Annotated in this window: 14 protein-coding genes and 4 tRNA genes; all 18 read left to right on the forward strand. The window is 48.7% G+C overall.

Going from position 1 to position 12,764, the window contains the following annotated elements; genetic code table 11:
- Positions 1 to 191 precede the first annotated feature (191 nt).
- The 18 genes from aspS (at position 192) to AC27IB_RS10470 (ending at position 12,638) form a co-directional block, all read left to right on the forward strand.
- The gene (aspS, locus tag AC27IB_RS10385) at positions 192 to 1,955 is read left to right on the forward strand and encodes an aspartate--tRNA ligase (RefSeq protein ID WP_487120732.1); all 1,764 of its coding nucleotides are present in this window, start codon (positions 192 to 194) and stop codon (positions 1,953 to 1,955) included.
- A complete protein-coding gene (gene nudB / locus AC27IB_RS10390; protein WP_487120734.1) occupies positions 1,955 to 2,395 on the forward strand; it encodes a dihydroneopterin triphosphate diphosphatase in 441 nt (146 codons plus the stop codon). Before aspS ends, nudB begins: the two co-directional genes overlap by 1 nt.
- The gene (ruvC, locus tag AC27IB_RS10395; RefSeq protein WP_296048625.1) at positions 2,392 to 2,913 is read left to right on the forward strand and encodes a crossover junction endodeoxyribonuclease RuvC; all 522 of its coding nucleotides are present in this window, start codon (positions 2,392 to 2,394) and stop codon (positions 2,911 to 2,913) included. Before nudB ends, ruvC begins: the two co-directional genes overlap by 4 nt.
- Positions 2,914 to 2,955: 42 nt before the next feature.
- On the forward strand, positions 2,956 to 3,588 hold the full coding sequence (gene ruvA, locus AC27IB_RS10400; RefSeq protein WP_487120736.1) for a Holliday junction branch migration protein RuvA: 633 nt from the start codon (positions 2,956 to 2,958) through the stop codon (positions 3,586 to 3,588).
- Between the two features lie 35 nt (positions 3,589 to 3,623).
- Positions 3,624 to 4,628, forward strand: a complete 1,005-nt coding sequence (ruvB, locus tag AC27IB_RS10405) for a Holliday junction branch migration DNA helicase RuvB (protein ID WP_296048525.1) — start codon at positions 3,624 to 3,626, stop codon at positions 4,626 to 4,628.
- A 99-nt stretch (positions 4,629 to 4,727) separates the two neighbouring features.
- Complete coding sequence (locus AC27IB_RS10410) at positions 4,728 to 4,913, forward strand: YgaP family membrane protein (RefSeq protein ID WP_296048522.1); 186 nt, start codon at positions 4,728 to 4,730, stop codon at positions 4,911 to 4,913.
- A 439-nt stretch (positions 4,914 to 5,352) separates the two neighbouring features.
- Positions 5,353 to 5,787: a tol-pal system-associated acyl-CoA thioesterase gene (ybgC, locus tag AC27IB_RS10415; RefSeq protein ID WP_487120739.1), complete on the forward strand. Its 435-nt coding sequence runs from the start codon at positions 5,353 to 5,355 to the stop codon at positions 5,785 to 5,787.
- On the forward strand, positions 5,777 to 6,460 hold the full coding sequence (tolQ, locus tag AC27IB_RS10420; RefSeq protein ID WP_296048517.1) for a protein TolQ: 684 nt from the start codon (positions 5,777 to 5,779) through the stop codon (positions 6,458 to 6,460). The genes ybgC and tolQ overlap by 11 nt, the downstream gene beginning before the upstream one ends.
- 27 nt (positions 6,461 to 6,487) lie before the next feature.
- Entirely contained in the window at positions 6,488 to 6,910 is a 423-nt protein-coding gene (tolR, locus tag AC27IB_RS10425) for a protein TolR (RefSeq protein WP_296048514.1), read from the forward strand.
- 15 nt (positions 6,911 to 6,925) lie between these two features.
- Positions 6,926 to 7,696, forward strand: coding sequence for a cell envelope integrity protein TolA (gene tolA, locus AC27IB_RS10430; RefSeq protein WP_296048511.1), 771 nt, complete (start codon positions 6,926 to 6,928; stop codon positions 7,694 to 7,696).
- 5 nt (positions 7,697 to 7,701) lie between these two features.
- Entirely contained in the window at positions 7,702 to 9,060 is a 1,359-nt protein-coding gene (gene tolB / locus AC27IB_RS10435; protein WP_487120845.1) for a Tol-Pal system beta propeller repeat protein TolB, read from the forward strand.
- Between the two features lie 45 nt (positions 9,061 to 9,105).
- Positions 9,106 to 9,672, forward strand: a complete 567-nt coding sequence (pal, locus tag AC27IB_RS10440) for a peptidoglycan-associated lipoprotein Pal (protein WP_296048509.1) — start codon at positions 9,106 to 9,108, stop codon at positions 9,670 to 9,672.
- 49 nt (positions 9,673 to 9,721) lie between these two features.
- A complete protein-coding gene (ybgF, locus tag AC27IB_RS10445) occupies positions 9,722 to 10,483 on the forward strand; it encodes a tol-pal system protein YbgF (RefSeq protein WP_487120847.1) in 762 nt (253 codons plus the stop codon).
- Positions 10,484 to 10,703: 220 nt separating this feature from the next.
- Positions 10,704 to 10,779: transfer RNA gene (locus AC27IB_RS10450), tRNA-Lys, on the forward strand.
- A 27-nt stretch (positions 10,780 to 10,806) separates the two neighbouring features.
- A tRNA-Lys gene (locus AC27IB_RS10455) sits at positions 10,807 to 10,882 on the forward strand.
- A gap of 46 nt (positions 10,883 to 10,928) precedes the next feature.
- Positions 10,929 to 11,004: transfer RNA gene (locus AC27IB_RS10460), tRNA-Lys, on the forward strand.
- Between the two features lie 328 nt (positions 11,005 to 11,332).
- Positions 11,333 to 12,391: a quinolinate synthase NadA gene (gene nadA, locus AC27IB_RS10465; RefSeq protein WP_487120742.1), complete on the forward strand. Its 1,059-nt coding sequence runs from the start codon at positions 11,333 to 11,335 to the stop codon at positions 12,389 to 12,391.
- Positions 12,392 to 12,547: 156 nt separating this feature from the next.
- A tRNA-Ser gene (locus AC27IB_RS10470) sits at positions 12,548 to 12,638 on the forward strand.
- Positions 12,639 to 12,764 lie beyond the last annotated feature (126 nt).

The following is a 12,764-nucleotide window of genomic DNA, read 5'->3' on the forward strand; positions in this document are numbered from 1 at the left end:
TTTGGGTAGCATTTGTTTATACTATGCGGCCTTAAATTTAAAACATAACAGACGCGTTGGCGGTCATTATCCTCATGCCGGTAAAGCAGGTAAAGGAATAATCGGGTAATTATCGGTAGATTCAAGTCGGTAGAGCCAGCACCTTCACGCAACGACAAAATAGCTAACAAAGTAATTAGGGGTCGAAGACCATGCGCACAGATTACTGTGGGAAAATTAACGCATCTTATATTGGACAAGAAGTCACGCTGTGTGGCTGGGTAAACAAACGCCGCGACTTGGGTGGCCTGATTTTTATCGACCTGCGCGACCGCGAAGGCTTAGTACAGGTCGTTTTTGACCCTGATTTACCGGAAGTACAGGCCCTTGCCAATACGCTGCGTGCCGAATTCTGTATCAAGTTGACCGGCACAGTGCGCGCTCGCCCTGAAGGCCAGGTCAATAAGCAAATGTCCACCGGTGAAGTGGAAATTCTGGGTACTGGCCTGGAAATCTTTAATAAGTCGGCCGTGTTACCACTGGACTGGAATCAGGAAAACTCTGAAGAACAGCGTTTACGCTACCGTTACCTTGATCTGCGTCGCCCGGTAATGAGCAATAAACTGCAGTTTCGCGCCAAGGTGACCGCAGCAGTACGCCGTTATCTGGAAGGCGAAGGTTTTCTGGATATCGAAACGCCAATTCTGACTAAAGCGACACCTGAAGGGGCTCGCGATTATTTGGTGCCGAGCCGCACCCACAAAGGCGAATTCTTCGCTTTGCCGCAGTCACCACAATTGTTTAAGCAATTGCTGATGATGTCTGGAATGGACCGCTACTATCAAATCGTTAAGTGCTTCCGTGACGAAGATTTACGTGCCGATCGTCAGCCTGAATTTACCCAAATCGATATCGAAACTACCTTCTTAGGTGCCGATGGTGTAATGGCCATTACCGAAGGGTTGATCCGCGATTTGTTTAAGCAAATGCTCAATGTGGACTTAGGCGACTTCCCGCAAATGACCTACGCCGAAGCGATGAAGCGCTATGGTAGTGACAAGCCGGACTTACGTAACCCGCTGGAACTGACCGATGTAGCAGATCTGCTGGCCAACGTTGACTTTAAAGTGTTCAGTGGCCCGGCCAACGATCCGAAAGGTCGTGTTGCCGCTATCCGTGTACCGGGTGGTGCATCGCTGTCGCGTAAGCAAATTGATGAGTACACCAAGTTTGTTGGCATCTACGGCGCGAAAGGCCTGGCCTGGGTTAAAGTTAACGAAAAAGCCAACGGCCTGGATGGATTACAGTCGCCAATTCTTAAGTTCTTGAATGCTGAAATCGTTTCCGAAATTCTTGCCCGTACCGGCGCTGAAGATGGCGATATTCTGTTATTTGGCGCTGATAATGCAACGGTTGTTACCGAAGCCATGGGCGCACTGCGTCTGAAGCTGGGTGAAGATTTTGAGTTACTGGAAGGTGAGTGGCGCCCGCTTTGGGTGGTTGACTTTCCTATGTTTGAAGAAGCTGATGGTGCGTTGCACGCGCTGCATCATCCGTTTACCGCACCGCGTGATTTATCTCCGGAGCAGCTGGCTGAAGCGCCGGCAACAGCGCTGTCTGATGCCTACGACATGGTACTGAACGGGGTTGAATTAGGGGGCGGTTCGGTGCGTATACACGACCAGACCATGCAGTCCACAGTCTTTAGCATTCTGGGTATCGACAAAGAAGAAGCGGAGCTTAAGTTTGGCTTCCTGCTGGAAGCGCTGCGTTACGGTGCGCCACCCCATGCAGGTTTAGCTTTTGGTTTGGATCGTCTGGTCATGCTAATGACCGGTGCAACGTCTATCCGCGATGTGATGGCGTTCCCGAAAACGACCACGGCTGCCTGCCCGCTAACCGACGCGCCAAGTCCTGCTAATCCGCAGCAACTGGCTGATTTGGCTATCGCCACAGTGAAGAAAGACGCCGAGTAATGGCTTATAAGCGTCCCGAGTCGGTACTGGTTGTGCTCTACAATGAGCACAACCAGGTACTCATCATGCAGCGTAATGATGACGCGGAGTTCTGGCAATCGGTTACCGGTACCATTGAAGAAGGGGAACTCCCACTCGGAACGGCTTACCGTGAGGTTGCTGAAGAAACCGGCGTTGTATTGTCACCGGAGTCTGGTGACATTGTGGATTGTCAGCACATTAATCAGTACGAAATTCGTCCTGAGTGGCGATACCGCTATCCGCCCGATGCGTTTGTGAATACAGAATATGTGTTCGTGGTGCAAATAAGCAGTCAGGCACCTATCATTTTAACCGAACATTCTGCTTATGAATGGGTAGAAAAATCTGTTGCTGCAGAGCGTGTTTGGTCACCTTCTAATCAAGCTGCCATCCTGGCATTTGTACCTGAGTCAAAATAATGGTAATACTGGGTATAGATCCAGGTTCGCGTGTAACGGGTTATGGTTTAATCCGTCGACAGCAAAGTAAATTAATCTATGTTGCCAGTGGTTGTATCCGGTTAACCGATAAACCGCTGGCGCCAAGACTGGATAAAATATTTATTGGTGTAGGCGAACTAATTGAACAGTTTAAGCCCGATTGTCTGGCCATAGAGCAGGTGTTTCTGGCCCGTAATCCGGACTCCGCCTTAAAGTTAGGTCATGCCCGGGGAGCGGCGATAATAGCGGCAACCCAAGCCAGTTTAAGTGTTTCAGAGTATTCAGCACGGCAGATTAAACAGGCGGTTGTGGGGACCGGGGGAGCAGATAAAACCCAGGTACAGCATATGGTTAAACATCTGCTGGGGTTATCCGGCACACCGCAGGCCGACGCAGCCGACGCACTGGCAGTGGCTTTGTGTCATGCCCACAGCGAACAAAACCTGGTGAAGTTAGCCGGGCAAGCCCGTAAAACGGTTCGCGGCCGGTTGCGCTAAGTGCCTCACAGCAGGTAATGAAAAACGGAGTAAAATAATAACATGATTGGACGTATTCACGGCCAGCTACTGGAAAAAGCGCCGCCGGATGTATTGGTGGATGTAGGCGGTGTGGGCTACGAGTTACAGCTCCCCATGACCAGCTTCTATCAATTACCTGCCGTGGGTGAACTCTGCACGTTATATACCCATTTTGTGGTGCGTGAAGATGCACAGCTATTATTTGGCTTCGCCGATAAGTTAGAACGCGGCTTGTTTCGTGAACTGATTAAAGCCAATGGCGTTGGCCCTAAACTGGGGCTGGCGATTTTATCGGGGATGTCTGCCAAGCAATTTTTGCAGGTGGTACAGCACGAAGATGTGACGTCGCTGACCAATTTGCCCGGTATCGGCAAAAAAACCGCAGAGCGTTTAGTGGTCGAACTGCGCGACCGACTGGCGAAGTTTACTCAGAATCTGCAAACTTCCGGCAGCGAGCTGTTATCTGCCGGTGGTATCGACAACGGTGGTGAAAACGCCATCGTAGCATTGAGCGATGTGAAAGAAGAAGCCATGAGTGCCTTAGTTGCGCTGGGTTACAAGCCGCCTCAGGCGAGCAAAATGGTGAATGCGGTTTACCAGGATGATATGGACAGTGAAGCACTGATCCGCCAGGCATTAAAAGCTGCCCTGTAATACCAACAAGCCAGCAGGTATAGAGAGAAAAGTTAATGATTGAAGCGGATCGCTTAATTTCTGCCAGTGAGAGTGACGAAGACGCGGTGATAGACCGGGCGATTCGGCCTAAGCTTTTACAGGATTATACCGGACAACCCCATGTTTGCGATCAGATGGAAATTTTCATCGAAGCCGCTCGTCGTCGCGAGGATGCGCTTGATCACCTGCTCATTTTCGGACCGCCCGGTTTGGGAAAAACCACGCTAGCGAATATTGTAGCCAACGAAATGGGCGTAAATATTAAAACCACATCCGGACCGGTGCTGGAGAAAGCTGGCGATTTAGCCGCGTTGCTGACCAACCTCGAGCGTAACGACGTGCTGTTTATTGATGAAATCCACCGTCTCAGTCCGGTGGTGGAAGAAATACTCTATCCCGCTATGGAAGACTATCAGTTGGATATTATGATTGGCGAAGGACCGGCGGCACGCTCTATCAAGCTCGATTTACCACCGTTTACGCTGATTGGTGCAACGACACGGGCAGGCTCACTGACCTCACCACTGAGAGACCGCTTTGGTATCGTACAGCGACTGGAGTTTTATTCGGTCAAAGATCTGACCGACATTGTGGCTCGAAGTGCCCATTATATGCAGTTAGAAATGGACCAGAGCGGTGCCTTTGAGGTGGCTAAACGTTCTCGTGGTACGCCGCGTATTGCTAACCGCTTGTTACGCCGCGTTAGGGATTATGCCGAGATAAAATCCGACGGTACGGTGAATGGCGAGGTCGCTGCGGCGGCGCTCGACATGCTCGATGTGGATAGAGAAGGCTTCGATTATATGGATCGCAAGCTGCTTAATGCCATTATCGAAAAATTTGATGGCGGGCCGGTAGGCCTGGAAAACCTGGCCGCGGCTATTGGCGAGGAAAAAGAAACCATTGAAGACGTGATTGAGCCATTTCTTATTCAGCAAGGGTTTTTGCAACGTACTCCCCGTGGGCGCATTGCCACTCAGCGCGCCTACTTGCATCTGGGCTTTCAGGTGGGCGGCTAAGCGCTGCTCAATTTCCCCACAGTCTGATTTTAATCAATAACTAATTATCCAGCGTACTTACTATAACGATGAGATTATCGTATCAGTGGAGGATAGCGTATGAACGCAAACGTTGGTGGCATAGATAAAGTAGTAAGGGTAGTGTTTGGGCTACTTATCATTTCGGCAGGGGTTTATTATCAGTCCTGGTGGGGGGCCCTTGGTGCAGTCATGCTGATCACTGGTCTTATTAACTTTTGTCCGTTGTACCTGCCGTTTGGTCTTTCTTCCTGTAAAAAAGAATAATTCAGTCAGTATTTTTTCATTATCTTCCTGCTCGCTAGCGTTTACGCTGGCGTGCTTTAGTGTGAGCTGAATAAAGGCTGACCGAAAAACAGGCAAAAAAAACCCGCTTCAGAGAAGCGGGGTGAGAACAACAAGTGTTGAAGGAAAAAATCCAGGGAACTCATGTCTAACAGGCAATAAATAGAGAACTCATTCATCTGTCGACTTGATGAGGCGTATTATAGAGATAATTTGATTGCCGACAATTGAGAATATTTTAGTTTCGAGATTAGAAAAACTAATCTGTAAATAAAATGTTAAGCGTTGGGCTTTTGCTGTCTAACCCAGTAATGTTAAGCTTTTACGATAGATGTTCGGTGTATTGGTCGTTTATCTTGCGATACATTTATTTGGTCGTGATTGGTGTGCGCTATAGACAGGCAGCAGGCTTTTTCCTACCATGTGTCGCATCTTAATAAGGAGAAATTTCGCGGTGCATACACTCAGTATACGGGTTTATTACGAAGACACCGACGCCGGTGGTATCGTGTATTACGCAAATTATTTAAAATTTGCAGAACGGGCCAGAACCGAGTGGTTAAGAGATTTAGGGTTTGAACAAGACGAATTTCTGGAACAAAACATTGCCTTTGTCGTCAAACACGTTGAAATGCACAATAATGCGCCTGCTCGCTTCAATCAATTGTTGAGTATTCAGTCCCACATTGTAGAATTGAAGGGCGCTAGCATGACATTTAAACAAGATATTATAAATGCACAGGACCAGAAATTGCTGGTTACCGTGCAAGCAAAAATCGCCTGTGTGGATTTGGCCAATATGCGGCCACGTCGAATACCAGAGGCAATGTTAGGGGAATTTTCGCGTGTCATCTGATTTAACCTTTATTGGCTTGTTCTTACAGGCAAGTTTCGTAGTACAACTGGTTATGTTGTTACTAATCAGCGTTTCCATTGCCTCCTGGGCGTTCATCTTCCAGCGTCAGAAAGCACTTAACGGTGCGCGCAGTGAAATGAAAAGCTTCGAAGATGAATTCTGGTCAGGGGCCGATCTCAATCGTCTTTACCAGCAGTTATCCAGCGAAGAGCAGGTCAGCGGCATGGGTCATCTTTTCTGTGCCGGGTTTAAAGAGTTTGTGCGCCTACGCAAAAGCAATACCAATGCTAATGTCGTGGTCGACGGTACCTACCGCGCCATGCGGGTAGCCTTGTCCCGCGAAGTAGATAACCTCGAGAGCCGCTTGTCATTTCTGGCAACGGCGGGATCCATCAGCCCATACATCGGATTATTTGGTACGGTGTGGGGGATTATGAACGCCTTTATTGCCTTAGGTGAAGTCCAACAGGCCACCCTGTCTATGGTTGCTCCGGGTATTGCCGAAGCACTTATCGCCACTGCAATAGGCTTGTTTGCTGCGATCCCTGCCGTTATTGCCTATAACCGCTTTAGTCACCAGGTTGAAAAGCTCGAAAACAGTTACGTGAATTTCATGGAAGAGTTTTCTGCCATCCTGCAACGGCAGGCTCATGCGTCGCAGCCAAGCGCATAACATCCTTATCTAACAGGAGATAACGCTATGTATGTGCGTAAACGCCGTCGCCCGGTTTCTGAAATTAACGTGGTGCCCTACATCGACGTAATGCTGGTTCTATTGATCATTTTTATGGTCACTGCGCCGCTGATTTCGCAGGGCGTAAAAGTGGACTTACCCAAAGCCAGCGCCCAGCCTATTGAGCAGGAAGACAAGCCACCTATTATTGCCTCCGTGGATATCCAGGGGAATTATTACCTTAACTTAGGCGATAATCAGGAGCAGGCAGTAGACGAGGAAGAAATGGCCGCCCTGGTTCAGGCCCAGTTAAAACAAAGCCCGGACACACCGGTAGTGGTGAAAGGGGATGGTCAGGTTGCTTATAATGAAGTGATTCAACTGATGGTCCTGCTGCAAAAAGCCGGCGTACCTTCGGTCGGTTTGATGACCGATCCAGTTGAAAAATAGCTACGGGCTCTGATTGTGACTCAAGCGGATAAATCGGCCTTAGTGAAATCATTGGGTTTGCACCTGCTCCTTGTGATAGTGTTGCTAATAAGCGTCAGTTTGTCGTCGTCACCGGTAATGCCGGTGGCGAACAGCACGCCTGCGCCGGTAATAAAGGCCACCTTTATAGATGCGCAGGCAATCTACGACCAGCAGCGTGCGCAAGCCCAGGCTGAAGCGCAAGCAAGGGCTGAGGAACAGCGTAAACGGCAGGCTGCCGAACAACGTAAACGTCAGGAAGCCGCCGCCCGCAAGGCCCGCGAGAAAAAAGCCCGGGAAGCGGCTGAAGCTAAACGTCAGTCTGAGTTACGAAGACTAGCTGAACAAAAGGCGCGAGAACGTAAAGAGCGGGAAGAGGCAGAAAAAGCCGAAGCGGTGCGTAAAGCCAAAGAAGCTAAAGAACGCGCCGAAATGGAAAGAATTATGCAAGAGCAACTGGCAAAAGAGCAGGCGGCTATGCAACAGCAACGTCGCCAGCAGGTCTTGTCGGAAGTTGAGCGTTATCAAATAATGATTCAGCAAACCATTATGCGGTATCTGAATGCAGATTTTAAAGGCAAGAGCTGCCGGTTGAAATTAAAACTGGCGACAACCGGTTTTGTTTCTCAGGTCAGTATTGTGGGCGGTGATGCCGCATTGTGCAGGGCTGCTGAAAGCGCGGTAAGACGAGCGGAGACGCTGCCTATGTCAGATGACCCGGCGGTTTATGAAGAACTGAAAGACATTGATTTGAAAGTGGAGTTGTAATGCCTATGAGAAAACTGGGTTTTTGGATTGCCCTGGCCTATTTTAGCGTGGTTGGCCAGTTACAGGCCGCGCTTGAAATTGTAATCACTGAAGGGGTCGACAGTGCCCGGCCTATTGCAGTGGTGCCTTTCAAATGGGAAGGCGAGGGAATATTACCCGGTGATCTGACCGACGTTGTGATGAATGACTTACGTCGCAGTGGCAAGTTTAACCCGGTAACCCGTTCTGCGATGCCGGAATACCCCTCTACCGACGGCGAAGTTAACTATGGTGCCTGGGCTGCGCAGGGAATCGATACCGTGGTGGTCGGCAGTGTAAAACCGCAAGGGGTTGATCGCTTCCTGGTAAGTTTCGAGATTATCGATGTGCTGCGCGGACAAATAACCGGTGGTCAGTCGAAAGTCCTGAACAAAGACGGCGGTCTGATTAACAGTAAAGACCATATTATTGATGAGCGCGCGGTAGTGATTGGTGGTGACGATTTCCGCCAGTACTCACATCGCATCAGCGACGTGATATACGAAAAGCTGACCGGCGTAAAAGGCGCTTTTCTGACTCGCATTGCTTACGTGATTGTACGGGACAGGACCAAAGTGAAGCTGCCATACCAACTGGTAATCGCAGATTACGATGGCTTTAACGAAACCCGATTGCTGTCGTCGCCAGAGCCATTAATGTCACCATCATGGTCGCCGGACGGTGAAAAGCTCGCTTACGTGAGCTTTGAGAATAAACGCCCGCAAATTTTTGTACAAAATATTTATACCATGGAGCGTGAGCGGATCACGAATTTCCCGGGTATTAACGGCAGCCCGGTGTTTTCACCGGATGGCAAGCAGATGGCCATGGTATTATCGAAAGACGGTAACCCTGAAATCTACGTGATGGATTTAGCCAGCAAAAATCTGCGCCGGATTACCCGAAATCGGGCAATCGACACCGAACCCGCCTGGGCGCCGGATGGTAAGAGTCTGATATTTAGCTCTGAACGGGGTGGTAAACCACAGATTTATCGCGTAAATTTAGATACTGGCACAGTTAGACGTTTAACCTTTGAGGGTGAACAGAACTTAGGAGCCACTTTTACACCTGACGGCCAGGAGGTTGTTTTGGTGAACAGGACCCGCGGCGACTATCACATTGCCAGACAAGATGTGGATAGCGGTGCGATTCAGGTACTGACGAGAACATATTTAGATGAATCTCCCAGTATCGCTCCGAATGGAAGCATGATAATTTATAGTACATTATACGGGGATACTCAGGTATTGTCGTTGGTGTCACTGGATGGGCGCTTTAAAGCGAGATTACCGGTGGCTGACGGGCAGGTTAAATCGCCGAGCTGGTCACCTTATTTGTTTTAACAGATTTGATAGAATCACAACTATATAAGTATAAGGATTAAGAGGATGCAAATGAATAAAGTAATGAAGAGCTTCATCATCGCCCTGCCAGTGGTGACTATGATGGCATGTTCATCAGGTCCTAGCGAAGAGGAACTGGCTGCAGAGCGTAACCGCATCGCGCAACAACAAGCCGCTGAAGAGCAAGCCGCTCAGGAAGCAGAAGAAGCGCGCGTTCAAGCTGAAGCAGTTAAACGTCAGCAAATGGCTGAAGAAATGGTTCAACAAGAGCTGCAGGCTCTGCAAAATGAACAGACCGTTTATTTTGATTTTGACCGTTCAAATATCAAATCTGATTTCTTCCCGGTACTGGATAAGCATGCCGAGTTCCTGATTAAGAATCCAGGGACTAAAGTGGTGATTGAAGGTCATACTGATAGTCGTGGTACACCAGAGTACAATATCGCCCTGGGCGAGCGTCGTGCTAAATCTGTACAAACCTACCTGTTGAATGCAGGTGTGAGTTCAAGCCAGATTTCAGTAGTATCATACGGTGAAGAAAAACCAGAAGTGATGGGTTCATCTGAGTACGCATTTGCTCAGAACCGTCGTGGTGTAATTGTTTACCAATAAGATGAGCAATCCCAATAAATCCTATAAGAAAGCCATTGCACCGGTTGCAATGGCTTTGTTGTGTCTGCCGTTAGGTGCTTTAGCGCAGTCAACAGGTGCGCCTGTTTACAACGTTAACGACAACGACCTTGAATCACGGTTAACCGTGTTAGAAAGGAAAGTTGATAACCGCTCGCAAATGCAACATCGCCTGCAACAGCAGATCGACAACATGCAAAACGAGTTGGATGAGCTACGTGGTGCGGTTGAGGTGCATACCAACCAACTGCAAAAAGTGCTCGACCGGCAACGTGAATTGTATCTGGAAATCGATAAGCGGGTAGAGGCGTTAAAACAGTCAGGATTTAGTGGTGGTGCAGGTAACGGCGCAGCCGCTGCTACCGGCACTCAACCCAGTGTGACGCCTGCTTCTACGCCTTCAACACCGGCCACCGGTTCAGCGGCAATGTCGGAGTCTGACGCTTACGAAAAAGCGGTTAATCTGATCCTTAAGTCCCGTGAGTACGATAAAGCCATTCCTGAGTTTCAGGCCTTTATCGAACGCTTCCCGGACAGCAGTTATGCACCCAATGCGCATTACTGGTTAGGGCAGTTACTGTTTAATAAGCAGCAGTGGCAGGAAGCCGCCGCGCAGTTTGAAGTGGTATCGACTAAGTTTGCCGATTCTGCCAAGCGCCCCGATGCGCTACTTAAACTGGGTGTGATTGCCGAGAAGGTAGGTAATCAGGCACGAGCTAAAGCGTTATTCGAAGAAGTGATTAATACTTATCCTGATTCGTCTGCTCGAAAATTGGCAGAAGCCAGACTATAATTTCTGACGTAGTATCAATGTTGAAAAAGGAGCCTACGGCTCCTTTTTTATTTTTTGTGCGAATAAACGGTTCGTTTACTACGCGAATTGATTTGTTTTTAAGCGGTTAAACGGTTTTTGACACAAAAGTGCAAATTAATCGTTTTTTAAGGTTGCACCGCCGCCGGAAATGAGTAATATATGCGCCCGTTGCCAAGACAAGGTGACGCGATAAATCGAAGGGTCGTTAGCTCAGTTGGTAGAGCAGTTGACTTTTAATCAATTGGTCGCTGGTTCGAATCCAGCACGACCCACCACTTCCCGATTTATCACCAATTTGAAATGGGTCGTTAGCTCAGTTGGTAGAGCAGTTGACTTTTAATCAATTGGTCGCTGGTTCGAATCCAGCACGACCCACCATTTCAAAGATTCTCAAGTAACTCCCGGTTTTATACCAGATTAAGATGGGTCGTTAGCTCAGTTGGTAGAGCAGTTGACTTTTAATCAATTGGTCGCTGGTTCGAATCCAGCACGACCCACCATCTTCCTGACAATACGCAATCTCCTGAACACCTGGCGTTTACACGACGGCTTATCATATTTGCCTGTAATGCATAATCACCCGCTAAGCTGTTCAACACTAAACATGTTTAGTTAACTACTTGTATAAGGTGCTGCATTCACCTTTATGTGCCCGCCGGCTGCCCGCTTGAAAAGCGGCATTATCAGCCCCACCTTTTTAAGACAGAAGGGGCGTGGCTTTTTATCCTGATTATTTAATAAACAATCGTCTGAGTGTATGAAATTTTTATGACACTCGTGTATAATCGCCGCCCGTTGAGCCATAACCAGGTTAGGTATTTAGTAGCCATGACAATAGCGTATCGTATCGACCAGATTGATTATCCGTTTCCGGCAAAACCTGCCGTGCTGTCTGACGCCCGCAAGGCGCAGCTAAAAGATAAAATCAAAGCGTTGCTGAAAGAAAAAAATGCCACCATGGTCGCGCACTATTATACCGATCCTGAAATTCAGGCGCTGGCAGAAGAAACCGGTGGCTGTGTGGCTGATTCTCTGGAAATGGCCCGTTTCGGTCGAGATGCCGCTGAACAAACCCTGCTGGTTGCGGGCGTGAAGTTTATGGGCGAAACGGCAAAAATTCTAAGCCCTGAAAAACGCGTTTTTATGCCGACCATGGAAGCCACGTGCTCGCTGGACTTAGGTTGTCCTATTGAAGAGTTCTCGGCGTTCTGTGATGCGCACCCCGACCACACGGTAGTCGTTTATGCCAACACCTCTGCTGCGGTTAAAGCCCGTGCCGACTGGGTAGTGACTTCCAGTATCGCGCTTGAAATTGTTGAGCATCTGGATAGCCTGGGTAAACCCATTATTTGGGGGCCTGATCGCCACTTAGGATCTTACATTGCGAAGAAAACCGGTGCCGACATGCTGATGTGGCAGGGTGAATGTATCGTACACGACGAATTCTCGTCTCAGGCGCTGCTGGACATGAAAGCGCTGTATCCTGAAGCCGCCGTACTGGTTCACCCTGAATCACCTGCCAGCGTGGTTGAGGTGGCTGATGCCGTAGGTTCTACCAGCCAGTTGATCCAGGCTGCGCAGGATATGCCTAATCAAATGTTTATTGTCGCCACAGACAAAGGCATCTTTTATAAAATGCAGCAGTTAATGCCTCAGAAGCAATTTATTGAAGCGCCTACAGCAGGTAACGGTGCTACCTGTAAAAGCTGTGCACATTGCCCCTGGATGGCCATGAACGGTCTGGAAGCTATTTATGAGTCGCTTACTACCAACGACACGAGCGCACATGAAATCTTTGTTGATGATGCTCTGCGTGAAAAAGCTCTGATCCCGCTGAACAGAATGTTAGATTTTTCAGCGCAGCTAAAAGCAAAGAAAAGCGCATAGTGTTTAATTAATCAGCATTTGGCTGATTTTTTGAGGGTAGTTCTTGATTCGCGGCGCGGCTTTACCTACTATACGCGCACTTATCCGCAGCGATGCGGTAAAAACAATTTTTCAGAGATGGCTGAGTGGGTAAACATTCGGTTGTCGAAAAAATTTGGAGAGATGGCTGAGTGGCTGAAGGCGCACGCCTGGAAAGTGTGTATACGTTTATAGCGTATCGAGGGTTCGAATCCCTCTCTCTCCGCCAAATACAAAGAAACCGGCTTTTGCCGGTTTTTTTATGTCCGGAAGATAGTGAGCCAGAACCCGAACGTCGGGTTCGATAAAATCCCCCGCGCTATTTTGCAGGACTTAAAGCGTGGCTCACAAGTTG

Source organism: Alteromonas sp. 4NH20-0104, from assembly GCF_057547795.1.

What these genes read in the sequence shown, in the direction of transcription:
- aspS (WP_487120732.1), top strand. Translation starts at nt 192, where the DNA reads ATGCGCACAGATTACTGTGGGAAAATTAACGCATCTTATATTGGACAA.
- nudB (WP_487120734.1), top strand. Translation starts at nt 1,955, where the DNA reads ATGGCTTATAAGCGTCCCGAGTCGGTACTGGTTGTGCTCTACAATGAG.
- ruvA (WP_487120736.1), top strand. Translation starts at nt 2,956, where the DNA reads ATGATTGGACGTATTCACGGCCAGCTACTGGAAAAAGCGCCGCCGGAT.
- ruvB (WP_296048525.1), top strand. Translation starts at nt 3,624, where the DNA reads ATGATTGAAGCGGATCGCTTAATTTCTGCCAGTGAGAGTGACGAAGAC.
- AC27IB_RS10410 (WP_296048522.1), top strand. Translation starts at nt 4,728, where the DNA reads ATGAACGCAAACGTTGGTGGCATAGATAAAGTAGTAAGGGTAGTGTTT.
- ybgC (WP_487120739.1), top strand. Translation starts at nt 5,353, where the DNA reads ATGTGTCGCATCTTAATAAGGAGAAATTTCGCGGTGCATACACTCAGT.
- tolR (WP_296048514.1), top strand. Translation starts at nt 6,488, where the DNA reads ATGTATGTGCGTAAACGCCGTCGCCCGGTTTCTGAAATTAACGTGGTG.
- tolB (WP_487120845.1), top strand. Translation starts at nt 7,702, where the DNA reads ATGAGAAAACTGGGTTTTTGGATTGCCCTGGCCTATTTTAGCGTGGTT.
- pal (WP_296048509.1), top strand. Translation starts at nt 9,106, where the DNA reads ATGCAAATGAATAAAGTAATGAAGAGCTTCATCATCGCCCTGCCAGTG.
- ybgF (WP_487120847.1), top strand. Translation starts at nt 9,722, where the DNA reads ATGGCTTTGTTGTGTCTGCCGTTAGGTGCTTTAGCGCAGTCAACAGGT.
- nadA (WP_487120742.1), top strand. Translation starts at nt 11,333, where the DNA reads ATGACAATAGCGTATCGTATCGACCAGATTGATTATCCGTTTCCGGCA.